At 73.1% G+C, this 25,024-nt stretch carries 16 protein-coding genes; 13 read left to right on the top strand and 3 right to left on the bottom strand.

Annotated features, from left to right (window positions below):
• The first annotated feature begins 70 nt into the window (after positions 1–70).
• The 9 genes from IE277_RS38785 to IE277_RS38745 all read left to right on the top strand — a co-directional run bounded on the left by IE277_RS38785 (position 71) and on the right by IE277_RS38745 (position 17,710).
• Entirely contained in the window at positions 71–1,780 is a 1,710-nt protein-coding gene (locus IE277_RS38785) for a glycerol-3-phosphate dehydrogenase/oxidase (protein ID WP_189958457.1), read from the top strand.
• 211 nt (positions 1,781–1,991) lie between these two features.
• Positions 1,992–4,145, top strand: a complete 2,154-nt coding sequence (locus IE277_RS38780; RefSeq protein WP_189958456.1) for a serine/threonine-protein kinase — start codon at positions 1,992–1,994, stop codon at positions 4,143–4,145.
• Positions 4,146–4,330: 185 nt separating this feature from the next.
• Positions 4,331–7,753, top strand: coding sequence for a serine/threonine kinase C-terminal domain-containing protein (locus tag IE277_RS38775; RefSeq protein WP_373310975.1), 3,423 nt, complete (start codon positions 4,331–4,333; stop codon positions 7,751–7,753).
• A 150-nt stretch (positions 7,754–7,903) separates the two neighbouring features.
• A complete protein-coding gene (locus tag IE277_RS38770; protein ID WP_189958455.1) occupies positions 7,904–9,577 on the top strand; it encodes a serine/threonine-protein kinase in 1,674 nt (557 codons plus the stop codon).
• 86 nt (positions 9,578–9,663) lie between these two features.
• A complete protein-coding gene (locus IE277_RS38765; protein ID WP_189958454.1) occupies positions 9,664–11,424 on the top strand; it encodes a serine/threonine-protein kinase in 1,761 nt (586 codons plus the stop codon).
• Between the two features lie 77 nt (positions 11,425–11,501).
• Positions 11,502–13,121 (top strand): serine/threonine-protein kinase, encoded by a 1,620-nt coding sequence (locus tag IE277_RS38760; RefSeq protein ID WP_189958453.1) that lies wholly within the window; start codon positions 11,502–11,504, stop codon positions 13,119–13,121.
• A gap of 66 nt (positions 13,122–13,187) precedes the next feature.
• Positions 13,188–14,129 carry a serine/threonine-protein kinase gene (locus tag IE277_RS38755; protein ID WP_189958452.1) on the top strand — a complete coding sequence of 314 codons (942 nt, stop codon included), beginning with the start codon at positions 13,188–13,190 and terminating at the stop codon, positions 14,127–14,129.
• Between the two features lie 136 nt (positions 14,130–14,265).
• The gene (locus IE277_RS38750; protein WP_189958451.1) at positions 14,266–15,879 is read left to right on the top strand and encodes a succinic semialdehyde dehydrogenase; all 1,614 of its coding nucleotides are present in this window, start codon (positions 14,266–14,268) and stop codon (positions 15,877–15,879) included.
• 52 nt (positions 15,880–15,931) lie between these two features.
• Positions 15,932–17,710, top strand: coding sequence for a GMC family oxidoreductase N-terminal domain-containing protein (locus IE277_RS38745; RefSeq protein WP_189958450.1), 1,779 nt, complete (start codon positions 15,932–15,934; stop codon positions 17,708–17,710).
• Between the two features lie 584 nt (positions 17,711–18,294).
• On the opposite strand, the gene IE277_RS38740 is transcribed toward IE277_RS38745, so the two are convergent.
• On the bottom strand, positions 18,295–18,552 hold the full coding sequence (locus IE277_RS38740) for a chorismate mutase (protein ID WP_189958449.1): 258 nt from the start codon (positions 18,550–18,552) through the stop codon (positions 18,295–18,297).
• A gap of 350 nt (positions 18,553–18,902) precedes the next feature.
• On the opposite strand from IE277_RS38740, the gene guaA reads away from it, so the two are divergent.
• Positions 18,903–20,483 (top strand): glutamine-hydrolyzing GMP synthase, encoded by a 1,581-nt coding sequence (gene guaA, locus IE277_RS38735; protein WP_189958448.1) that lies wholly within the window; start codon positions 18,903–18,905, stop codon positions 20,481–20,483.
• Positions 20,484–20,501: 18 nt separating this feature from the next.
• On the opposite strand, the gene IE277_RS38730 is transcribed toward guaA, so the two are convergent.
• Positions 20,502–20,978, bottom strand: a complete 477-nt coding sequence (locus tag IE277_RS38730) for a pyridoxamine 5'-phosphate oxidase family protein (RefSeq protein WP_189958447.1) — start codon at positions 20,976–20,978, stop codon at positions 20,502–20,504.
• Positions 20,979–21,116: 138 nt separating this feature from the next.
• Here IE277_RS38730 and IE277_RS38725 point away from each other — a divergent pair, with 138 nt between their 5' ends.
• Positions 21,117–21,911, top strand: a complete 795-nt coding sequence (locus IE277_RS38725; RefSeq protein ID WP_189958446.1) for a class II aldolase/adducin family protein — start codon at positions 21,117–21,119, stop codon at positions 21,909–21,911.
• A gap of 51 nt (positions 21,912–21,962) precedes the next feature.
• On the opposite strand, the gene IE277_RS38720 is transcribed toward IE277_RS38725, so the two are convergent.
• Positions 21,963–22,850 (bottom strand): DUF4429 domain-containing protein, encoded by an 888-nt coding sequence (locus tag IE277_RS38720; RefSeq protein ID WP_189958445.1) that lies wholly within the window; start codon positions 22,848–22,850, stop codon positions 21,963–21,965.
• A gap of 190 nt (positions 22,851–23,040) precedes the next feature.
• On the opposite strand from IE277_RS38720, the gene IE277_RS38715 reads away from it, so the two are divergent.
• Positions 23,041–24,321, top strand: coding sequence for a hypothetical protein (locus IE277_RS38715; RefSeq protein WP_189958444.1), 1,281 nt, complete (start codon positions 23,041–23,043; stop codon positions 24,319–24,321).
• A 119-nt stretch (positions 24,322–24,440) separates the two neighbouring features.
• On the top strand, positions 24,441–24,968 hold the full coding sequence (locus IE277_RS38710; protein ID WP_189958443.1) for a DoxX family protein: 528 nt from the start codon (positions 24,441–24,443) through the stop codon (positions 24,966–24,968).
• The last annotated feature ends 56 nt before the right edge of the window (positions 24,969–25,024 follow it).

Genomic DNA, 25,024 nt, shown 5'->3' with positions numbered 1-25,024 from the left:
AGGGGATGAACCGGGCTTCGCCCACGGGGTGCGGCCGACGCGAGCGGGTCTGGGACAGCGGGAGGCAGCGGTGAGGACAGCGACTCTGGGGCCGGCGCAGCGCGCCGAGGCACTGGCGGCGATGGCGGAGCGGGAGCTGGACGTGCTGGTGATCGGCGCCGGAGTCGTCGGCGCGGGCACCGCGCTGGACGCCGTCACCCGTGGGCTGTCCACCGGTCTGGTCGAGGCCCGCGACTGGGCGTCCGGCACCTCCAGCCGGTCCAGCAAGCTGATCCACGGCGGGCTGCGCTATCTGGAGATGCTCGACTTCGCCCTCGTACGGGAAGCGCTGAAGGAGCGTGGGCTGCTGCTGGAGCGGCTCGCTCCACACCTGGTCAAGCCGGTGCCGTTCCTCTACCCGTTGCAGCACAAGGGCTGGGAGCGGCTGTACGCGGGCTCGGGCGTCGCGCTCTACGACGCGATGTCGATGGCGCGCGGACACGGCCGGGGACTGCCCCTGCACCGGCATCTGAGCCACCGTCACGCCCTGCGTGTCGCCCCCTGCCTGAAGAAGGACGCCCTGGTCGGCGCCCTGCAGTACTACGACGCCCAGATGGACGACGCCCGCTTCGTGGCCACGCTGGTGCGCACGGCCGCGTCCTACGGCGCGAAGGTGGCCAACCGCGCGCGGGTGACCGGGTTCCTGCGCGAGGGCGAGCGGGTGGTCGGCGCCCGGGTGCAGGACGTGGAGGGCGGCGGGGAGTACGAGATCCGCGCCAAGCAGGTGGTGAACGCGACCGGTGTGTGGACCGACGACACCCAGGCCATGGTGGGGGAGCGCGGCCAGTTCCACGTCCGCGCCTCCAAGGGCATCCACCTGGTCGTGCCCAAGGACCGCATCCACTCCGCGTCCGGACTGATCCTGCGCACCGAGAAGTCCGTCCTCTTCGTCATCCCCTGGGGACGGCACTGGATCATCGGCACCACCGACACCGACTGGGACCTCGACAAGGCCCATCCGGCCGCCTCCAGCGCCGACATCGACTACCTGCTGGAGCATGTGAACTCGGTTCTCGCGGTGCCGCTCGGCCGCGACGACGTCCAGGGCGTGTACGCGGGTCTGCGTCCGCTGCTCGCCGGGGAGTCCGACGCCACCAGCAAGCTGTCCAGGGAGCACACCGTCGCCCATCCGGTGCCGGGACTCGTGGTCGTGGCGGGTGGCAAGTACACGACGTACCGGGTGATGGCGAAGGACGCGGTCGACGAGGCGGTGCACGGGCTGGACATGCGGGTCGCCGACTGTGTGACGGAGGAGACCCCGCTGCTGGGCGCGGAGGGCTACCAGGCGCTGTGGAACGCGCGCGCCCGCATCGCCGCCCGCACCGGACTCCATGTGGCCCGCGTCGAGCACCTGCTGAACCGCTACGGCTCCATGGCCGAGGAGGTCCTGGAGCTCATCGCCGCCGACCCGGGCCTGGGCGAGCCGCTGCAGGGCGCCGACGACTATCTGCGCGCCGAGGTGGTGTACGCCGCCTCGCACGAGGGCGCCCGGCATCTGGACGACGTCCTCACCCGCCGCACCCGTATCTCCATCGAGACCTTCGACCGGGGCACGCGCAGCGCCCGCGAGGCGGCGGGGCTGATGGCGCCGGTCCTCGGCTGGGACAAGGACCAGATCGAGCGCGAGGTCGAGCACTACGAGAAGCGGGTGGAGGCCGAGCGGGAGTCCCAGCTCCAGCCCGACGACCAGACGGCGGACGCGGCGCGACTGGGGGCGCCGGACATCGTGCCGCTCAGCTGACACCGGCGGGGCGCAGACCGGTCGAACTGGCATGGAGGGGTGCCGGTTTCGCCCTTCTTACGACCCATCATCCCGGTAGGCGCAGCCCTCGCTCCGCATGACCGCGCGGTCCGTGGCGGGCGGGCCGTGGCCAGGGGCACCCTGGGCGAGGCGCACTTGTCGAGTGAGAGACAATGGAGGCTCTGTCAGGGCGGGTTGCATGAGGGGACGCATGTCGGAGACGGAGCGGGCGGGTACATCGCGTCAGGGGACTCGTCAGGACAAGGGCGAGCGTCGTCTCCTCGCCGGGCGGTACCGGCTGGGGGACGTGCTGGGCCGGGGCGGTATGGGCACGGTCTGGCGTGCCGAGGACGAGACCCTGGGCCGGACGGTCGCCGTCAAGGAACTGCGGTTCCCGTCGAACATCGACGAGGAGGAGAAGCGGCGCCTGATCACGCGCACCCTGCGCGAGGCCAAGGCGATCGCCCGGATCCGCAACAACAGCGCGGTGACGGTCTTCGACGTGGTCGACGAGGACGACCGGCCGTGGATCGTCATGGAGTTGGTGGAGGGCAAGTCCCTCGCCGAGGTCATCCGCGAGGACGGCGTGCTGGAGCCCCGGCGCGCCGCCGAGGTGGGCCTCGCCGTCCTCGACGTGCTGCGCTCCGCGCACCGTGAGGGCATCCTGCACCGCGATGTGAAGCCGTCCAACGTCCTCATCGCCGAGGACGGCCGGGTCGTGCTCACCGACTTCGGTATCGCTCAGGTCGAGGGCGACCCGTCCATCACCTCCACCGGCATGCTGGTCGGCGCCCCCTCCTACATCGCGCCCGAGCGCGCCCGGGGTCACAAGCCGGGGCCCGCGGCCGACCTGTGGTCGCTCGGCGGGCTGCTGTACGCCTCGGTCGAGGGCGTGCCGCCGTACGACAAGGGGTCGGCGATCGCCACGCTCACCGCGGTGATGACCGAGCCCCTGGAGGAGCCCAAGAACGCGGGCCCGCTCCGGGACGTCATCTACGGCCTGCTCACCAAGGATCCGGCCGAGCGGCTCGACGACGCCGGGGCCCGGGTCATGTTCAACCACGTCATCCACGCGCCCGAGCCCGAGCCGATGGACGCCACCCGGGTGGTGCCGCTGCCGCCGCCGCCCGGCGCGTCCGACGGCAGGCGTGGCGAGGAGGCCGGGGAGAAGCTGCGCGGCGCGCTGCGTTCGGTCCGCAAGGCGGCGGGGGCGGCCGGCGCCGCGGCCTCGGCGCGGACGAAGAGCGGCGCGGACCCGGCCGCACCGGGCGCGGGCGGAACGACGGGCGCCGGCGGTGCCGCCGCCGGCGGGGCCCGGCCCGCGGCCCCTGGCGGGGCACGCCCGGCCACGCCCGGCGGAGCGCGGACCGCCAGCTTCGGCGGGGCCCGCCCGGCCACGTCCGGTGGGGCGCGGCCAGCCAGCTCCGGCGGGGCCCGGTCCGGGGCCTCCCCCGCGACGGGTGCCGGGGCCGCCGGGAGACAGTCGGGATCCGCTTCCGGCGCCGCCGGGGCGTCGAAGTCCGGTGCCAACAAGCCGAGTTCGGGCTGGCCTGTGATGCCGCCGCCGGACCTGGACCTGCCGCCGCGGCCGGTGCCCCGGGCGCCGCTGACCGACGTGGTGCCCAGGCGCACGCTGGTGATCATCGCCGTGGTGGCCGCCCTCGCGGTGCTCGGCACCGTCCTTGCCATCGCCCTCAGCGGTGACGGCGGCAAGGACGACAAGGGCAGCGGGGCCCACCGGACGACGGCGGGCGCCGGAGCGTCCGCCAAGCAGGACAAGGGCGGCAAGGCCGCGGGCGGCGGGACCCGGACGGACGGGGCGAACCCGTCGTCGGCCGGCACCGGTTCCGCTTCGGGCACCGCCGTGGACGCGAGCGCCTCCACCGGCTCGGGCTCGTCCGGCACGTCCGGTTCGCAGGGCGGCGGGAGCGCGCCGGTGGCCTCGACCCGCAAGGGCGGCCAGGGGTACTCGATCGGCCTGCCCAAGGGATGGTCGTACAAGTCCAGTGACGACGCGGGCGACCGCTACACCGGTCCCGACGGGCAGAATCTGCTCGTCGGCTGGACCGACAGCCCCAAGGGCGACCCGGTGGCGGACTGGCGGAACCAGGAGCGCTACATGGTGCGTTCGCAGTATCACAAGATCCGTATAGAGAAGGTGGACTACCGCGGCTGGAACACGGCCGACTGGGAGTTCACGTACTCCGACGGCGGCACCGAGTACCGCACCATCGACCGGGGTTTCGTGGTCAACGACCATCTCGCCTACGGACTGATGTACACCGCGAAGGCCGCGGACTGGGACGGCGCGCTGCGCCAGGACACCTGGAAGACGCTGACGGCGTCCTTCGCACCCAAGTCGTAGCCGCCGCGGACCCACGCCGTGGGGCCCGGGTGGCGGTTTGGGACGTGAGAATCCGTCATCCACTCAATGCGGGTTGCCTCCGGCACGTATCGTGAATGGTTGCGGACCGTACGCAGCCGGATGTGTGTGCGGAACGGGTCGTGAGGCGAACGGATATGACCGACCGGGCGGCCGGGGGAGGCAGCGTGGACGACTACGCGGGTCGGGTGCTCGCCGACCGCTACCGCCTGCCGTTGCCGCCCTCCGACGAGTACGAGTTCACCGAGACCCGCGCCTTCGACACCTACAGCGGCCAGGAAGTGCTTGTCCGGCAGGTGCCGTTGCCGGAGGTCGTCGAGGCGGAGGTGCTCGACGCCGAGGGACTGCCCGAGGGGTTCACCGCGCGTGAGCGCGGGACCCGGCGGGCGCCGGACGCCCGGACCGCCTCCCGCCGGCCCGCCGACCCGGCCGTCCGGCGCGCCGTCGAGGCCGTGCAGGCGGCGGCCCGCATCCCCGACCATCCGCGTCTGGACCAGGTCTTCGACGTGTTCGCCGAGGGCGGGTCGCTGTGGATAGTGAGTGAGTGGGTGTCCGCGCGTCCGCTGGCCGCGCTGCTCGCCGAACAGCCGCTGTCGCCGTACCGGGCGGCCGAGGTCGCCTCCGATGTGCTGATGGCGCTCCGGGTGCTGCACGGCCACGGCTGGGTGCATCGCAACATCACCGCGCGTACGGTGCTGGTCTGCGACGACGGCCGGGTGATGCTGACCGGTCTCGCGACGGGTGCCGCGGAGGAGGCGCTCTGCGGGTACGACCCGGTGCCGGAGGAGGGCGCTCCGGCGCCCGTGCAGACGGTGGCCGGGGCGGAGTGGGCCGCACCGGGGGCCGTCGGGCCGCGCGGCGGCTCGGGCGGGTCTGCGGGGCCGGGTGCGGCCGGCTCGGGCGGCGGTGCGTTCGCCGGCGGGCAGGGGGGCGGGCCGGCTTCCGGCGGCCCCGCCGGTGTCGATCCCGACGTCGACCCCGAGGCCGCGCGCCGGGCCGCGATCCAGGCGCGGGCGGCCGGCGGACTGTCGGCGCCGGTGGCGAACGGGACGTCCGGCGGGACCGGGACCGGCGCGTCCGGCCCGGCGGGCCGGCGGGCCTTGGAGAACGGGACGAGCGGGACGAGCGGGGCGGACATCCGTGCCGCCCGGGCCGGGGCCATCGCCGCGTACCGCGCGGGTGCGCGGGCCGCCGCCCGCGTACAGGAGGCCAGGCAGACCGTACACCCCGCACTGCCCGGCGCCCGACCCCCCTCCGAGCCCAGCACCGACCCCGACCACGCCGACAGCGCACCACCGACGCCGTACCCAGACGGAACCGGCGCCCCAGGCGGCCCGGGCGCCTCAGACGGCCCCGGCGGAACCGGTGGCCCAGGCGGCATCGGAGGACCAGACGGACCTGGCGATCCCGGCGTATCAGGTGGTCGCGGCGGCTTCGGCGGCCCCGGTGTAACGGGTGGTCCCGAAGGATCTGGCGACCTCCACAACCCTGGCGGAATGGGTGGTTCCGGAGGGCCGGGCGGCACTGGCGTAACGGGCGGCCTCGGCAGCTCTGACGGCCTTGGCGGCCTCGCCGGTCCTGGCGGAATAGGTGGTCCCGAAGGATCTGGCGGCTTCGGCGGTCCTGGCGGAATGGGTGGTTCCGGAGGGCCGGGCGGTTCCGGTGGTCCTGGCGGAATGGGCGGTCCGGGAGGCCCTGGCGGCATCGGAGGACCGGACGGCCTTGGCGGTCTCGGCGTATCGGATGGTCCCGGTGGCTTCGGCGGCCCTCGCGGAATGGGTAGTTCCGGAGGGTCGGGCGGCCCTGGAGGCCCCGGCGTAACGGGCGGCCCCGGCAGACCTGGCGGAACCGGCGACCCCGGCGGTCCTGGTGTAACGGGTAGTCCTGGCAGGTCCTCCGGCGGTCCCGGCGGGCCCGGTACTCCGGCTCCCCCCGGCCGGACCGTCGACCCCTACGGCGTGCACGGTTCTCCCTGGCACGGTGTCTCGCCGCGCTCCGATTCCGGTGGCTCCCCGGCCCTGGGTGGTGTCACGCGGCGCCCGGGGCTGCCCCCGGCGGCGCCCCGCCCCGGACAGCCGTCGCTGCCGGCCCAGGCCCAGGCCCAGGCCCAGGCCCAGGCCCAGGCCCATGACCGGGGACCGGGCGCGGCCCAGGGAACCGGCATTGAGGCCGGGCGGCACGGGGCCGTCCCGTCGGCTTATGGCACGCACCCCCGCGGGCCCGTCCCGCCCGGCTACGGCGATCCGGGTCTCCCCGGCCGGAGCCCCCTCGCGGAGCAGCGCGCCTCCCGTTGGGACGAGGCGACGGATTCCGGCGGGGTCCGGCGGGGGCCCGGGACGGCGTTGGCGGCTGAGCGGGCGCGGCAGGTGCGGATGACCGTCGTCGGGCCGGTGACCGAGCGGTGGGCGCCGGAGCAGGCCGGGCCCGTGCACGAGAACTGGCAGCTCGCGGCGCCGATCGGGCCCGCGACCGACCTGTGGGCGCTCGGCGCGCTGCTGTTCCGGGCCGTGCAGGGGCACGCGCCCTACCCGGAGGAGTCGACGGCCGAGCTGGTGCAGCTGGTCTGCGCCGAGCCGCCCGCCTTCGCCGAGGAGTGCGGTCCGCTGCGGCCGGTCGTGGAGTCGCTGCTGCGCCAGGACCCCACCGAGCGCCTGGACTTCGAGGAGCTGAACGGCTGGCTGCGCTCGCTGGTGCGGTCCGCGCCCGAGCCCGACGCCGGCACCCACGTCGTGTCCGTGCCGTCCGCCGACCCGCGGCGGCTGCCGATCGTCCGCCGGCGCGGTGAACTGGTCCGGCTGCGGCGCCGGCGCGCCACGCTGCCCGAGCCCCATCCGCACGGCCGGCACAAGCGGGCCCGGGAGGAGGCACGTTCGCCGCGCAGCCTCGGCCGGACCCTGCTCCTGCTGATCCTGCTCCTGCTGGCCGGGGCGATCGCGTACGCGATGCTGTTCATGCCGAAGCACGGCAACAGCGGAGCGGCGGACGGCGACCGCACCGGCAGCGCGGGGCAGGCGAGCCCCGCACCCACCACCCCGCAGCCGTCCTCCGGGCAGCCGTCCTCCGGGCAGTCCGCGGACGCCGGCCCCGCCGCCTCCGCGCCCGCCACCGGGACCCAGACCGACGGCGAACCCTCCGTCGCCGACGGCTTCACCCTGCAAAAGGATCCGGACGGTTTCGAGATCGCCGTGGCCAAGGGCTGGGACCGCACCCCGAAGAACGGCAGCGGCCAGGTGGTCTACGCGCACGGGAACTTCGAGCTGATCGTCGTACCCGGACGGGACAGCGCCGCCTCCTACGGCGGCGATCCGATGGTCTACCAGCGGGACAAGGAGAGCGAACTCCAGCCCTACCGCGCCTCCAGCTGGGCCACGGCCACCGGGCTGAGGACCATCGAGGTCGGCGGACGCACCATGGCCGAGGGGCAGTTCACCTGGACCGACGGGCAGGGCCGGGACCTGTTCGTGCGGAACATGGCGATCCTGCTGAACGGCCGTTATCACATCGTTCAGGTCCGCGGCCCGGAGGCCGAGCGGGACGCGGTGACCCGGTTGTACGAGGAGGCCACGACGACGTACCGCTACACGCGTTGAGCGCGCCGTATACCGGTGGTCCGGTCCTGGCCGGTTTGCGGTGGGCACAAGCGTCACAGTGCTGTCACCTTGGGACCCCGCTGGTTCCCTGATGGCAGACCGGTCCTTAATCTGACCCTGTCAAGAGCATTGCGGGGCAACGTGAATCAGATGCAGGGCCTGCTCATAGCGGGCCGCTACCGACTCGCCGATTCCATCGGCAGCGGCGGCATGGGCCGGGTATGGCGTGCCCACGACGAGGTGTTGCACCGGAAGGTCGCCGTAAAGGAGTTGACCGCCGCGCTCTACGTGTCCGACAGCGACCAGGCCGTACTGCTGGCCCGCACCCGGGCCGAGGCCCGCGCCGCCGCGCGCATCAACCACTCCGCCGTCGTCACCGTGCACGACGTGCTGGAGCATGACGGCCGCCCGTGGATCGTCATGGAGCTGATCGAGGGCCACTCGCTGGCCGACGCCGTCAAGGAGCAAGGGCGCGTCGAGCCACGGGAGGCCGCGCGGATCGGGCTGTGGGTGCTGCGTGCGCTGCGCGCCGCGCACTCGGCCGGCGTCCTGCACCGGGACGTCAAGCCCGGAAACGTCCTGCTCGGCCGTGACGGCCGGGTGCTGCTCACCGACTTCGGCATCGCGCAGATCGAGGGCGACTCCACCATCACCCGCACCGGAGAGGTCGTCGGCTCGGTCGACTACCTCGCGCCCGAGCGGGTGCGCGGCCACGACCCCGGCCCCGCCTCGGACCTGTGGGCGCTGGGCGCCACGCTGTACACGGCGGTCGAGGGCCGCTCCCCGTTCCGCCGGACCTCACCGCTGAGCACCATGCAGGCGGTCGTCGAGGAGGATGCCGACGAGCCGCGCCACTCCGGTGTGCTCGGCCCCGTCATATCCGCCCTGCTGCGCAAGGAACCGGCTCAGCGGCCGAGCGCTGCGGAGGCGGAGCAGATGCTCGCCGAGGCGGCGGAGGGCCGCCGCCCGCACACGGCCCAGGAGTTCGTCCCGACCCAGGGGTCCGGCCTGTACGCGAACGGGACGGGCACTATGTCCGCGACGGGCTACGGCACCACCGGGACCAGCCTCGGCCACGGCGTCACGGCACCGGCGGGTCCGGGCCGTTCCATGACCGGGCAGACGGCCGTCGCCCCGGCGTCCCTGACCCCGGCGCCGGCCCGGCCCCGGCGCCGGCTGCGCACCCTCGCGCTGGTCGTCGCCGTCGCGGCCGTGCTCGGTGGGGGCGCGGCGGTGGCCGTCCAGGAGTGGGGCGGCGCCGCGGAGCAGAACACCGGGTCGGCCGGGGGCGCGAGCCCGGCCACGTCCGCGAGCGACAGCACCGCGCCGGGCCCGGAGGGCACGATCCCGGACAGCTGGCAGACCTATCGTGACCCGCTCGGTTTCAGCCTCTCCCTGCCCAAGGGCTGGAAGCGGACGGTCTACGGGATCCAGGGCGACCTCAAGCAGATCGACTACAGCCCGGACGGCGGAAAGCACTTCGTCCGCATCGCCATCGACGGCTCCCCGGACTTCGCCACCCCGCTCCAGCACCAGCAGGACCTGGAACAGCAGATCCAGAAGCTGGTCGACTACAAGAACGTGGCCATGAAGGCGAACATCTACCGCGACCGCCCGGGTGCGCTGTGGGAGTACACCTGGACCGCGCTGAAGAAGGACCCGCCGCATGTCGCCGGTCCGCGGCACGCGATCGAGGAGACGTACTACTCGCGGGCGGGCATCGAGTACGCCCTCTACTTGTCGACGCCGGCCAAGGACTGGGCGAAGACCAGCAAGGAGTTCACGTGGGTGCTGCAGAGCTGGCAGCAGCCGAACGGCGGCTGATACGGCTGAAAACCGCTGGTTGAGCGGTGCGGCTTGGCTGATCGGCGCCCCGGAGCGCATGGGCCCGGTGCGGCATGATGGGGCGCATGGGGACCGAGGCTGCCGACTACCGGGTGATCGCGGGCCGCTATCGCCTGGAGGCACGCATCGGGCGTGGCGGCATGGGCGTCGTGTGGCGGGCCACCGACGAACTGCTGGCGCGCCGGGTCGCGGTCAAGGAACTCCTCCCGGACGACTCCCTCTCCGAGGACGACGCGCGGCGCCGCCAGGACCGCACCTTCCGTGAGGCACGGGCGGTCGGCCGGCTGCGGCATCCGCACATCATCGTCGTGCATGACGTGGTGGAACAGGACGAACGCCCTTACCTGGTCATGGAGTTGGTCGAGGGGGGCTCGCTCGCCGACCGGATCTCCCGGCAGGGCCCCCTCGACGCCGCCGAGGCCGCGCGGGTCGGTGTCGCCCTTCTCAGCGCGGTGCGCACCGCGCACGAGGCGGGGGTGCTGCACCGGGACATCAAGCCCGCGAACGTCCTGCTGGAGTCCGACACCGGCCGGGTCGTGCTGACCGACTTCGGTATCGCCCAGGTCGCGGGCGCCACCACGCTCACCGAGACCGGGTCCTTCGTCGGCTCGCCCGAGTACACCGCGCCGGAACGGATGTCGGGGCTGCGCACCGGGCCGGAGTCCGACCTGTGGTCGCTGGGCGCGCTGCTGTGCACCCTGCTCAGCGGCGAGTCGCCGTTCCGGCGGGACTCGCTCGGCGGCATCCTGCACGCCGTCGTCGCCGCGGACATCCGGCCGCCCGCCGAGGCCGAGCCGCTGCTGCCGGTCGTACGGGGGCTGCTGGAGCGCGATCCCGACCGGCGGCTCGGCGCGGCGGATGCCGAGCAGATGCTGCTCACGTTCCTGGAGACGGGCCGGACTCCCGAGGCGCCGGGCACGGCCGGCGCGCCGGCCGCCGGGCGCGGTCACCGGATCGGCGGGGGCCGTACGCCGGTGTCCGACGCGGCCGGAGGGCGTACCGCGAACTCCGGTGGGGCGGGGGGCCGTACGGCGCACGCCGCCGCCTACACGCCGACCCAGCGGGACCTTCCGCACGGCGGATCCCCGTCGCCCACCGGGTCCGGGGCGGCGGCGGAGGTCCCGGCCCGCACCTCGACGCGCGGCGTGCTGATCGCGGCCCTGCTCGTCGCCGCGCTGGCCGGGGCCGGTGTGTCGGCGGCGGCGCTGCTGCTGCACGGGAGCGGGGACGGGGGCGGCGGCAGCCCCGGCGGCACGGCGACCTCCCCGGTGACCGGGACCGGCACCAGCCCGACCGCACCCCCGGCCTCCTCCCCGCCGCCCGACTCCCCGCGCCCCACACCCACGCCCGGCGGTGCGACGGCCTCGGCCGGCTCGCACACCGCGCCCTCCGGCTATCGCACGGCCCGGGACCCGGCCGGTTTCTCCCTCGCCGTGCCGAAGGACTTCACCCGCAGCCCGCAGGGCGAGCGGGTCTTCTACCTCTCGCCCGGGGAGACCTTCCGGCTCGGCGTCAAGGTGGCCGATCCCCAACCGGGCGGCCCCCAGGCGGTGCTGCGGCGCTCGGCCGCCAAGGGCCCCGACACCAACCCCGGTTACCACGACGGCCAGGTCACCCCCACCACGCACGACGGACACCCCGCCGCGCTCTGGGAGTTCAGCTGGGCCGGCTACAGCGCGGCGGAAGGCCCGCGCCACACCTACGACCTGTGCTGGGAGGAGGCCGGGCGGATGTACGACGTGTGGGTGTCTGCGCCGGTCGGCAAGGTGCGGGAGGCCCGGGAGTACTTCGACGTGGCGCTCGACACCTTTCACGCGGGCGCCTGACGGCGGCTCGGTCACGGCTTCGTGACCGTTGGCTTTCTCGGTGGCTGGGTGCGGGCCCGGCGCGATATGGATGACGCATGAGCAGTGACGGGGGAGCCGGCCAGGGGGCCGACGACACGACGAGTTTTGTTCTGCAACCGCCGGCGTCGCGTGCGGACGCACCGGGGCGGCAACCGGAGGCGGGCGCCGGGCGGCTCGTCGACGGCCGCTACCGGCTGCTCGGCAAGCTGGGCCACGGCGGCATGGGGACCGTGTGGCGGGCCAAGGACGAGACGGTGGACCGGGAGGTCGCCGTCAAGGAGCCTCGGGTGCCCGACCACCTTCCCGAACAGGAACGGGCCAACGCCTTCGAACGCATGCGCCGCGAGGCCCGCGCGGCGGCCCGGCTCGACCACCCGGCGGTGGTGAACGTCCATGACGTCGCGGTCGTCGACGGCCGGCCCTGGATCGTGATGGAGCTGGTGCGCGGCCGTACCCTCGGGGACGCCCTGCGCGAGGGCACGCTGGGTGCGCCCGAGGCGGCCCGGATCGGCCTCCAGGTGCTCGGCGCCCTGGAGGCGGCGCACGCGGCGGGCGTCCTGCACCGGGACGTCAAGCCCGACAACGTCCTGCTGGGCCGGTACGACCGGGTGGTCCTCACGGACTTCGGGATCGCGCGCATCGAGGGCGACACCCAACTGACCGACACCGGAGGCTTCGTCGGCTCGCCCGAGTACATCGCCCCGGAACGGGTGCTGGGGCAGCGGCCCGGCCCGGCGAGCGACCTGTGGTCCCTGGGCGTGCTGCTCTACACGGCCACCGAGGGCGTGTCGCCGTTCCGCCGCAGCAACACCCCGGCCACCCTTCAGTCCGTCCTCAACTCCACGCCGGCCGCGCCCGCGTCCGCCTCCGGCCCGCTGGCCGAGGTCATCGACGGGCTGCTCCGGAAGGATCCCGCGCACCGGCTGCCGGCGGACCGGGTCCGCGCGCTGCTGACGAAGGCGGCCGAGCCCCCGGCGCCGCCGGTGCCCACCCAGCGCGTCGAGGTCACCGCCACCGCTGCTTCCGCCGACCACGCCGGCCCCGCCGCCCCCGTCCGGCGCCTCGGCCGGGCCGTGTGGCTCGGCCTGGGTGCGGCGCTGGTCGCGGCGGCCGTGGTGGCGTATTTGGTGCTCGCCGATCCCTTCGCGGGCCCGCTGCCCGAAGGCTGGGGGAGGAAACCGGAGGCGAAGCTCGGCGCCACCGTCGCCGTGCCCGCGTCCTACCAGGCCGTCCGGCCCGCCAAGGACGCCACCGACAAGAACTGGGTGACGTACGAGGACTGGAGCGGCGGCGTCTGGGTCCAGCTGCATGTGTCCCGCAAGGCGGACGGCTCCCTGAACGACATCAAGAACAGCGCCCGGTCCCAGATGTACGCCGACGACGAGAAGTTCCGCGGCGAGGGCGAGTACACCCTCCAGATGCCCAAGGGCGCGCGCACGAACCCGGACGACACGCCCACGTACCACGGTGCGCAGGCCGCGCGGAACACCGTCGTCTACACGACCGACGACAGTCAGAACCCGCGCCCGCGCGAACTGCAGATCTTCTACTACCGCACCGCTGCCGGAGACATGTACACGCTGACGGTCGGCTACCCGGGCAAGGGCGACTTCACGGCGCGCGGCCGGGAGGTGGCCAAGGCGGCGATCGCGAACCTGGACATCGGCAAGCCCTGATTCCACCGATGGGCGGCCCGACCTCCCGCTTCGACAACGGCGTGGTGCGCACGGTACTCATGTGGCATGAGTGGAGACGGCGTACACCCGCCCGACGCACATCTGAGCGAACGCCCGCCCGGCGCCCGTCTGATCGGCGGCCGTTACCGGCTGGCCGGACGTCTCGGGTCCGGCCCCACCGGGACCGTCTGGCGGGCCCGGGACGAACAGGCGCGGGGCCGCCGGGTCGCCCTCAAGGAGCCGCTGCTGCCCGGGGATCCGGCCGACGACGAGGAGAGCCGTCGTATCGCCCACCGGCTCTACCGGGAGGCCCGCGTCGCGGCCCGGGTGCGCCATCCCTCGGCCGTCGAGGTGTGCGACGTCGTCATGGAGGGGCATGTGCCCTGGATCGTCATGGAGTTGGTGGAGGGCGAGTCGCTGCGGGAGGTGCTGCGGCGCGGCCCTCTTCCGCCGGACGAGGCCGCTCGGATCGGGCTCGCCGTCCTCGGCGCGCTGCGCGCCGCCCACACCGTCGGCATCGTGCACCGGGACGTCAAACCGGCCAACGTCCTGCTGGAGTCCGGCACCGGGCGGGTGGTCGTCACCGACTTCGGGACCGGTGACGGACATCCGGGCGAGCTGCCCGCCGGTTTCGTCGCCCCCGAGCGCGCCGCGGGTCCCGGCGCCGGCCCGGCCTCCGACCTGTGGTCCCTGGGCGCGCTGCTCCGGGCCGCCGTGGGGGACACGGACCCCGGCCCGCTGGGCCCCCTGCTGGACCGGCTGCACGCCGACGAGCCGTCGGCGCGCCCCGGAGCGGCGGATGTCGCGGCGGCGCTGCGGACCTACCTGGGCCTGACGCCCGCACCGGCCACGGAACCCGAGGCCGCACCCCCGCCCGCGCCCCCGTCCTCGTCCCCGCCGGCACCTGCACCTGCACCTGCTTCGGCGCCCGAACCCGCACCCACCCCCCGCCGCACCCCGCGCACCGCGCTCGGCCTGCTTCTGGCGAAAAAAGCCGGACTCGAATGATCGTTCTGCACACCGCGGCGTCAACACGCTGATCAGCGCATTCCCTGCCAGTGATCACTGGCGGTATGTGTGCAGTCGGTGAATCCGCGTTACCGACGGGTACACAAAGGCTGCGCTCCGGCATACCCTGCGCGTCATGACGGACACGCAGGCCCCGGACAGCACCCGCACCAACCCCCTCGCGCCCGCCCCCGAAGGCGCCCGCACCGCCGCCGACGTGGTCACCCCGGAGCTGGTGGCCCAGCTCACCAAGGGTGTCGTCGGCTCGGGCCGTACCGCGAACCACACCCCCTTCACCGGCGAGAAGCTGGCCGACCTGCCCGAGTCCACACCCGAGGACGTACGGGGGGCCTTCGAGGCCGCGCGCACCGCGCAGGCCGTGTGGGAGAAGACTCCGGTGGGACAGCGGGCCGCCGTCCTGCTGCGCTTCCACGACCTAGTGCTGCAGCGGCAGGCCGAGGTGCTCGACCTCATCCAGCTGGAGACCGGCAAGGCCCGGCTGCACGCGCACGAGGAGGTCCAGGCCGTCGCCGTCGCGGCCCGCCACTACGGCCGCCGGGCCGCCGCCTATCTGAAGCCCAAGCGGCACACCGGCGCCATCCCGACTCTCACGAAGGTCACCGAACTGCGCCACCCGCGCGGGGTCGTGGGCCAGATCGCCCCCTGGAACTACCCGCTGGAGCTGTCCGTCGGCGACGCCCTGCCCGCCTTCGTGGCCGGCAACGCGGTCGTGATGAAGCCGGACACCGAGACCTGCCTCACCGCTCTCTGGGCGCGTGACCTGCTGATCGAGGCCGGTCTGCCCGAGGGCGTCTTCCAGGTCGTGCTCGGCGAGGGCCCGGTCGTCGGCCCGGAGATCGTCAGGCACGCCGACTACGTCTCCTTCACCGGCTCCACCCGCACCGGCCGCGAGGTCGCCCAGGGAGCGGCCGCCCGGCTGGTCGGCGTGTCCCTCGAACTCGGCGGCAAGAACGCCATGCTGGTCCTGGACGACGCCGACATCGAGAAGGCCGCCGCCGGCGCCGTACGCGCCTGCTTCTCCTCGGCCGGACAGCTCTGCATCTCCATCGAGCGGCTCTACGTCCACGCATCGGTCGCCGACGCCTTCCTGGAGCGCTTCGCCGCCCGCACCCGGGCCATGCGGCTCGGCAACTCCCTCACCTACGGCGCCGACATGGGCTCGCTGGTCGGCGAGCGCCAGCTGAAGACCGTGGAGCGGCATGTCGAGGAGGCCGTGGCGAAGGGCGCGACGGTGGTCGCGGGCGGCAGGGCCCGCCCGGACATCGGCCCGTACTTCTTCGAACCGACCATCCTCGACGGCGTCGAGGACTCCATGGCCGTGTGCGAGGAGGAGACCTTCGGCCCGGTCGTGTCGGTCTACCGCTTCTCCTCCGACGACGAGGTGATCGAGCGCGCCAACGCCACTCCGTACGGCCTCAACTCCTCGGTCTGGACGAGGAGCGCCGGCCGCGGCCGCGAGGTCGCCGCCCGGCTGCGCACCGGCACGGTCAACGTCAACGAGGGCTACGCACCCGCCTACGGCAGCGTCCAGTCCCCGATGGGCGGCATGAAGGACTCCGGCCTCGGCCGCCGCCACGGCTCCGAGGGCATCCTCAAGTACACGGAGGCCCAGACGGTGGCCCAGCAGCGCCTGCTGCCGATGGCGCCGTCGCTGGGCATGACGGACGAGGCCTACGCGCAGTTCATGAGCCGCAGTCTCCGCCTGATGAAGGCATTCCGGTTCAGGTGACCCACCTGCTTCCACAGCCGGCCCGCACGCGAAACTCAACGAGGAGACACCCGTGCCGCAAGACGCCTACGACTACGACGTCCTGATCGTCGGCTCCGGTTTCGGCGGTTCCGTATCCGCCCTCCGGCTGACCGAGAAGGGCTACAAGGTAGGCGTCCTGGAAGCCGGGCGCCGTTTCACCCGCGCGAGCCTGCCCCGCAACTCCTGGGACCTGAAGAACTACCTCTGGGCCCCGAAACTCGGCATGTACGGCATCCAGCGGATCCACCTGCTGGGCAACGTCATGGTCCTCGCGGGCGCGGGTGTCGGCGGCGGCTCGCTCAACTACGCCAACACCCTCTACGTACCGCCGAAGGCCTTCTTCGACGACCCCCAGTGGCGGGACATCACCGACTGGCAGGAGGAGTTGAAGCCGTACTACGACCAGGCCCAGCGCATGCTCGGCGTACGGCTCAACCCGACGATGACCCCCTCCGACGTGCATCTGAAGGCGGCGGCCCAGCAGATGGGCGTCGGCGACACCTTCCACCTGGCACCGGTCGGCGTGTTCTTCGGCGACGGCAAGGACGCCGACGGCACGGCGCGGGCGGGTGCGGGCGGGCAGGTCGCCGACCCGTACTTCGGCGGCGCCGGCCCGTCCCGCAACGCCTGCACCGAGTGCGGCGAGTGCATGACCGGCTGCCGGCACGGCGCGAAGAACACCCTGAACGAGAACTACCTCCACCTCGCCGAGAAGGCGGGCGCGGTGGTGCATCCGATGACGACGGTCGTGTCCGTCACGGACGACTCACGGGGCGGCTACGCGGTGGCGACCCTGCCGACGGACCGGAAGAAGAAGGGCGAGGGCCGGCTCTTCACCGCCCGCAGGGTCGTCCTCGCCGCCGGCACGTACGGCACCCAGACCCTGCTGCACCGGATGAAGGCCGGCGGCCAGCTGCCGTACCTCTCCGCCCGCCTCGGCGATCTGACCCGCACCAACTCCGAGGCGCTGGTCGGCGCGCAGACCGACAACCGCCGCTACCGCAAGGCGACCGGTGAGCCGCAGGCCGACTTCACGCGCGGTGTCGCCATCACGTCCTCGATCCACCCCGACGCGAACACCCATATCGAGCCGGTCCGTTACGGCAAGGGCTCGAACTCCATGGGCGGCCTGTCGATCCTCCAGGTGCCCTACGCCGAGGGTTCCTCCCGGGCCCTGGCCTGGCTGACGAACGCGGCCAGGCACCCGCTGCTGGTGCTGCGCTCCCTGTCCAACCGGCGCTGGTCCGAGCGGACCATCATCGGCCTGGTCATGCAGTCGCTGGACAACTCGCTGACGACGTACCTGAAGCCGGACGGCGTCGGGAAGGGCCTGCTCACCGCGCGGCAGGGCCACGGTTCGCCGAACCCCAAGCAGATCAAGGCCGCCACCGAGGCCGCCTCCGCGCTCGCGGCAGAGATCAACGGCTTCGCCGGCAGCAACGTCGGCGAGCTGATGGGCACCCCGCTGACCGCGCACTTCCTCGGCGGCTGCCCGATCGGCGACTCGGCGGACACCGGGGTGATCGACCCGTACCACCGCCTCTACGGCCACCCCGGCATCTCGGTCGTGGACGGCGCCGCGGTCTCGGCGAACCTGGGGGTGAACCCCTCGCTGACGATCACGGCGCAGGCCGAGCGCGCGATGTCGTTCTGGCCGAACAAGGGTGAGGAGGACGCGCGTCCGGTGCCGGGCGCGGCCTACGAGCGGCTGAAGCCGGTGGAGCCGCAGGCTCCCGCGGTCCCGCAGGACGCCTTCGGCGCCCTGCGCCTTCCGTTCCTGGGGATGCCGGCGGTACGGCCGAAGAAGTAGTGAAGAGGGACCTGCATCCCCCTCCGAAGGCAGGTCCCTCGCGCCGTCTGGCCGGCTCGGCAGGTTTGATCAGCGAGGACCCTCAACGGTTGCTCCAGTGGCGCCTGATTTTCATGTGACGTGACTCACGTTCCTCGCTTGTAGGGCCTGACGATTCATCGCCTGCCGGGCATGACGAAGGGCCCCGCGGGACGGAGAGGCCGCGGGGCCCTTCTTTCGGTCAGCACCGACGTCAGGGCAGCGTCGGTGCCTGGGGCGGCGCCGGGGGGTTGCGCCGCTGGTTCCGTGGTGCACATGGTCCGTGGTGCACATGGTCCGTGGTGCACATCTGAGGTTTTCCGTCGGCCGGCCCCGGGCGTCCCCGGGGCCGGCCGTTCTCTTGGGTGACCGGGCTGCTGTCCCCTGCCGTCCGGTCACTTCCCTGGAGCGAGGTCCCACGGCGCACGGCACGACCCGTACGCCTCATCGCCCCAGCGAGCCACGCGTGGTTCTCTTCGGGCCCGCCCCTGGCTGGCACGGACACCCCCTCAACGAAGCGGTGCGCACACCGGTCACGCGCCGTACGGGTGAGACGGTGATCGAACTCAGATCCGGCCCCGGCACAGCTCCAGCAGGGTCATCGCGAGGCCGGTACCCGGCTTGCCGAGCGCCTCCCGGTAGCGGCCGAGGATCTCCATCTCGCGGGAGAGGTGCACGCGTCGGCCGCCCGAGGCGATACGGGCCTCCTGGACGACGGTGGACACGGCCATCCGTTCCTGGATGAGGCCGATGATCCGGTCGTCGAGCGCGTCGATGCGCTCACGGGCGTCGGCGATGGTCGCTTCCGCGGTGGTGGTGGTCACGTAGGGCTCCTTGATCGGGAAGGTGGATGCCCCGGAACGACAGACCCCGGAAAACGACAGGCGCCCCGGGCCTTGTCGGCCCGGGGCGCCTGGGAAGTCGCTTGGCGGTTGGCTCAAGCAGCACGACCATGGCAGCCGGCGGGCCGGTTGCCATAGGTAAAGAGGAAGGTCGAGTGCGCGAGCATGCGGCCAGTATGCCACGGCGGCCCCTGCCCCCCTCCCGCCCCGGGCCCGGCCCGGCTCCCCTCCCGCCGCTGCTCCCTTGCCGCCCCGGCTCACGAGACGCCTCCCGCGCCCGCCCCGTTAGAATCGGAACCACAGACCCCCGCCCGACCGCCGGAAGGCACCCCGTGTCATCAGCGACTCCCGCTGCCGCCACCCCCGACACCGTCCTGGTCGTCGACTTCGGCGCGCAGTACGCCCAGCTCATCGCCCGTCGCGTCCGCGAGGCCCGGGTCTACAGCGAGATCGTGCCGAGCACCATGCCGGTCGCCGAGATGCTCGCCAAGAACCCGGCGGCGATCATCCTCTCCGGCGGCCCCTCGTCCGTGTACGAGGAGGGCGCCCCCCGCCTCGACCGCGCGATCTTCGAGGCCGGCGTCCCCGTCTTCGGCATGTGCTACGGCTTCCAGCTCATGGCGGAGGTCCTCGGCGGCACCGTCGACAACACCGGCGCCCGCGAGTACGGCCGCACCGACCTGCATGTCTCCCGGACCTCCTCCACCCTCTTCGAGGGCACCCCGGCCGAGCAGCACGTGTGGATGTCGCACGGCGACGCCTGCTCCGCCGCCCCCGAGGGCTTCACGGTCAGCGCCGCCACGGACGTCGTCCCGGTCGCCGCGTTCGAGAACGACGAGAAGAAGCTCTACGGCGTCCAGTACCACCCCGAGGTCATGCACTCCACGCACGGCCAGCAGGTCCTGGAGCACTTCCTGTACCGCGGCGCGGGTCTGACCCCGTCCTGGACCACGGGCAATGTGATCGAGGAGCAGGTCGCCGCGATCCGCGAGCAGGTCGGCGACAAGCGCGCGATCTGCGGTCTGTCCGGCGGCGTGGACTCCGCGGTCGCCGCCGCCCTTGTCGCCCGTGCCATCGGCGACCAGCTGACCTGCGTGTACGTCGACCACGGCCTGATGCGCAAGGGCGAGACCGAGCAGGTCGAGAAGGACTTCGTGGCCGCGACCGGCGTCAAGCTGGTCGTCGTCGACGCCGAGGAGCGCTTCCTGACCGCGCTCAAGGGTGTCTCGGAGCCCGAGGAGAAGCGCAAGATCATCGGCCGTGAGTTCATCCGCGTCTTCGAGCAGGCGCAGGCCGAGATCATCGCCGACGAGGGCCCGGCGGTCGAGTTCCTCGTCCAGGGCACGCTCTACCCCGACGTCGTCGAGTCCGGCGGCGGCACCGGCACCGCCAACATCAAGTCGCACCACAACGTCGGCGGCCTGCCCGAGGACCTGGAGTTCCAGCTCGTCGAGCCGCTGCGCAAGCTGTTCAAGGACGAGGTCCGCATGGTCGGCCAGGAACTGGGCCTGCCGGAGGAGATCGTCCAGCGCCAGCCCTTCCCGGGCCCCGGCCTCGGCATCCGCATCGTCGGCGAGGTCACCAAGGAGCGCCTGGACCTGCTCCGGGACGCCGACGCGATCGCCCGCGAGGAGCTGACCGCGGCCGGCCTGGACCGCCAGATCTGGCAGTGCCCGGTGGTGCTGCTCGCGGACGTCCGCTCGGTCGGCGTCCAGGGCGACGGCCGCACCTACGGCCATCCGATCGTGCTGCGCCCCGTCTCCTCCGAGGACGCCATGACCGCCGACTGGTCCCGGCTGCCGTACGAGGTCCTCGCCCGTATCTCCACCCGGATCACCAACGAGGTGCGGGACGTCAACCGGGTCGTCCTCGACGTCACCTCCAAGCCCCCGGGCACCATCGAGTGGGAGTAGTCCCCCCGGTTTCGAAGGTCATGTCCGCCTGAGCGTGCGCACCGGCGCTCCGGGCTTCCAGACCTGGACGACGAGGTAGGTGTCGTCCTCGACGCAGGTCCGTACGACCTCCGTCAGCTCGGTGCGGAAGAGGTGGAACGGCTCCGGCGGTTCCACCTCTTTCACATACGCGGCCTTGGCGGCGCCCTCCTCGACCTCGTACGCCCGCCCGCTGATCCGCACGTCCCCACCGGCCAGGTCCGTGCCCTCGCCGGGGTTGGCCTGGAGCGCGAAGCGCGGGTCGCGCCGCAGGTCGAGGGCTTTCAGCGAGCCCGCCATCATGCCGAGCCACAGCTCGCCCCCGCGGAAGTCGGCCTCCAGACCGGAGGTGCGCGGCGAGCCGTCCTTGCGGAGCGTGGCGAGGACATGGTGGCGGTGGGCGCCGAAGCGCTTCTCGGCGATCGCGGCCAGTTCGGGTGCGGCGCCGGCGAAGGCCGCCCAGTTCACAGGGGTCATACGTGCCAGTCTCACCGACAATCCGGACATCTTCTGTCGGGTATCCGCCGCGTACGTCATCTTTACAAAACAACTCTGCCCTTTTGCGCTGACCGGCGGTAACTTCCGGCCGTACGCAATCCCAGTGCAGGAGGACCTATGCACGGGCCCACCCCGCCCCTGCCGCTGCCCACCGACCAGCTGCAGTTCGCCATGCCGCCGATGCACGAGTCGATGGCGGACGAACGCCGGCATCGCAAGGAGCGCCTCGCCGGAGCCCTGCGGATCTTCGGGCGGGCGGGCTTCGAGGACGGGGTGTCCGGGCACATCACCGCGCGCGACCCGGAGTTCTCCGACTGCTTCTGGGTCAACCCGTTCGGGATGCCGTTCAAGCACGTCACCGTCGGCGACCTCGTCCTCGCCAACCAGGACGGGCAGGTCGTCGAGGGCCGCTACCACGTCAACCAGGCCGCGTTCACCGTGCACGCCCAGGTGCACGCCGCCCGCCCGGACGTCGTCGCCGTCGCCCACTGCCACTCCGTGCACGGCCGCGCTCTCGCCGCGCTCGGCGAGCTGATCGACCCCCTCACCCAGGAGAGCTGCGCCTTCTATGAGGACGTGGCGCTCTACGACGCCTACACCGGCGTCACCGTCGACGCCGAGGAGGGCCGCCGCATCGCCGGGGCCCTCGGCTCCCGCAAGGCGCTCGTGCTGCGCAACCACGGACTGCTCACCGTCGGCGACTCGGTGGACGCCGCCGCCTGGTGGTTCATGTCCCTGGAGCGGTCCTGTCAGGTGCAGCTGATGGCGAAGGCGGCCGGCCGCCCCGTCCTCATCGACCACAAGCTGGCCGTCGCCACCCGGGAACAGCTCGGCGGCGACCTGGTGGCCTGGATCAACTACCAGCCCCTGTGGCAGGACATCAGCCGCAGCGAGCCGGACCTGCTCAGCTGACCGACGCCGCGGCGGGACGGCCGGCCCTGCCCACGGGACGGCCCGCCCCGCTCAGTCGAAGCCCCTGAGCACCACCGCCTTGGTCCGCGTGAACTCCTCGTCCGTGAGCACCCCGTCCCGGTGCAGCTCGCCCAGCTCCCGCAGCCGGCGCAGCAGTACGTCATGGTGGTCGGCCTGCGCCGGTACGACCGCCCGGCGCGGCACCAGGCCGTCGTGACCGCCGCCCGGACGGCCGGAGGGATGCGGCAGCCGGGCGGTGACGGCCGTCGCGACCAGCGCGGTCAGCAGATCGCGCCGCACACTGCCCCACAGGTCCAGGGCGTAGGGATCCCGCTCGGGCGGCAGCTTGGAGAACACCGTCTCCGGGGTCACGAACCGCAGGAAGCCGTCCTCGTACCCGGAGTTGGGCAGCCACTCCACCTGCACCAGATCGCCGAGGGCGATGATCCGCGGGCCGGTCGCCCGTTTGACCCGGTCGGAGGAGTCGGCCCAGTCGATACGGACCTGGGTGCCGTCGAAGGAGACCGTGCCGTCGGAGGACCGCACGGACACCGGCACCGGCGGGCCCGGCAGCAGATAGGCGGCCGTGCGCTCCTTGGGGATCCCGTCGAGGAGCAGGGCCTGCCGGATCTCCTCGGCGACGTACTCCGCGACCCCGCCGCGGTCCGCGGCCACCGTCAGCCGATAGGGATCGGCCTGGTCCGGCAGTCGCCCGCCCGTTGCCTGCAGCAGCGGATCGGCGCCCTCACGCAGCCGCAACCGCAGCCGGCCCCGCCCCCGCTCGGGTTCGTGGACGACGTCCGAGACAGCCTCCAGCGGTACGGAGATCTCCCCGTACGTCTGCCGGAACAGCGGCACGCAGCGGTGCAGCCCGGGGGTGATCCGGATCGTGCTGCCGTCGAAGGCCCAGGTCCCGTCCCGCTGGATGATCTCGGCCATACGGAAATTCTCGCAGCCGGGTCAACACGGCGGCCCGTACTTCACCCGCCGTGACCCGGACCGACGGTCCCGGGCGGCGTTTCGTAGGGCACAATTCGCAGTCGGTGCAAGGGAGTTGCGCGGCGGCGAGGCCCTCCGTCGAAGGGTCGCGGGCCGTGCGGGTGAGTCGTGGGGAAGGCGGGCGCCGGGCGTGGCGGTGCAGGAGGCGAGACAGGACACGGGTGTCGGAGGGATGCACGAGGGCGGCTGCACCTGCGGGGACTGCCCGCACGGCGCCCGGGAGGGTCACCGGCGGGCCGTCGCCGCGTTTCTGCGCCTGCGCGACGAGTTCGCGGCCGGGCAGGGCCTGCCGGCGGCCGTGGCGCACTCGGCCTCGGCGTCGCGCCAGTGGGTCTCCGAGGAACTGACCCAGCGGGCGGAGGCCGTCGCCCGGCGCGGCCGTGCCGAGGGCGAGGCCCGGCTCGCCCGGCTGTGGCTGCGTACGGTGTGCGCGGTATGGGGCGCGGTCGTCGCGCTGCTGCTCGGCGAGGCGCTCACCGCCGTCGGCGCGGGCTGGACCGGCGCCCGCACCGCGGCCCTGGCCGCCGCACTCGTCGTCGCCGGCACGCTCAGCGCCGCCTCCTGGCTGCACCGGGCGCGCGGCGGGGCGGTGGCCCCGGTGATCGGCGAGGACAACCGGATGTCCACCTCCCGTACGGTGGCCGCCTGTTGGGTGCTGTTCGTCGCCTACGCCGTGCTCCTGCTGGCCGCCCGGCTGGCCGCCGCCTCCGACCACGCCGAACGCGACGCGCTGATCTCCGGCCTCGACCTGGCGCGCGGCGCGGGCGTGGTGACCGTCCTCGCCGTGGTGTGCGGCATCGCCGTCCTGGTCCGCCGGGTGGTGGCCCTGCGTGTCCTCGCGCAGCGGCTGCAGAAGGTGCCGGCGCACCGGCCGCGCGCCGCCGACCTGCTCACCGACGACTCCGGCCGGGGCGCCTTCGCCGACATCCAGTACGTCGCGATCAGCGCCGTCGCCCTGCTGTTCGCCGCCGTACGACTGGCCCGCCGGCCCGACCAGCTGCCCGACCTGCCCTGGGGGCTGGGCGTGATGATGCTGATCTCGGCCGCGACCTATCTGGCGGGCAAGTACGCCGAGGGCGGCCGCCCGGTCGTCCTGTCCGTGGTCCGCGTCCGTGAACCCGGCGACCTGGACGGGCCGATCCGCACCGGCGACGACATCGAGATCCGCGGCGCCGGTTTCGTGCCGCCCGGTGCCCAGAGCGCGGACCGGCTCTCCCGCACGGTGGTCCGGATCGGCACCGTCGACGTGCATGTGCCGCTCGTCCCGGTCCCGGGCGGCTTCAGCAACCCCACCGACACCTCCCTGACCGTGCCCGTACCGGCCGATGTGGAGCCCGGGGCGGTGGAGGTACAGGTGGTCACCGCGGCCGGCGTGGCGACCAACCGCTGCATCGTCCAGGTGACCGACTGAACGGTTCGTACACGGGGCCGAAATCCGGAAAAACGTCGGGATGGGATTGAACTGTGCCCCCCGGTCGTACGTATGGTCAGGTGAGGGGTGGGACGGCGGGCGAGAGGCGGCGGGCGACGATGACTCACGGCATGCGGACCGACACGCTCATGGACCGGCTGCACGGCCCCCGCGGCTGGCGGGAGCTCGCCGCCCACTACGCCCTGCTGCCGCTGCGCGTCTTCCTCGGCGTCACGTTCATCTACGCCGGCCTGGACAAGCTCACCGACAGCGCCTTCATGAAGTCCGGCGGCGCCGGGTCCATCGGCGACACCATGCGCGCGGCCCGCGACTCCGCCGCCGTCCCGGCCCTGGTCGACCTGGCCCTGAAGGCCCCGGTCGGCTTCGGCTACGCCATCGCCTTCGGTGAACTGGTCGTCGGCATCGGCACCCTGCTCGGTCTGTTCGGCCGGCTGGCCGCGCTCGGCGGCGCGCTGATCTCGCTCAGCCTGTGGCTCACGGTGAGCTGGGCGACGACCCCCTACTACTACGGCAACGACCTCGCCTATCTGATGGCCTGGCTCCCACTGATCCTCGCCGGCGCCCCCTACCTCTCCGCCGACGCGGCCTGGCGCGCCCGCCGCCAGGGACTGGGCGGCTACCGCTAGTGTCCCGTGATCCGGTTCGTGTCAGTTCGCATTGTTGTTGACGAGTTTCTTCACGT

The organism is Streptomyces alanosinicus (assembly GCF_014650595.1).
Lineage (GTDB): Bacteria > Actinomycetota > Actinomycetes > Streptomycetales > Streptomycetaceae > Streptomyces > Streptomyces alanosinicus.
The sequence above is the reverse complement of the archived record's forward strand: the minus strand, read 5'-3'. Positions and strand labels throughout refer to the sequence as shown.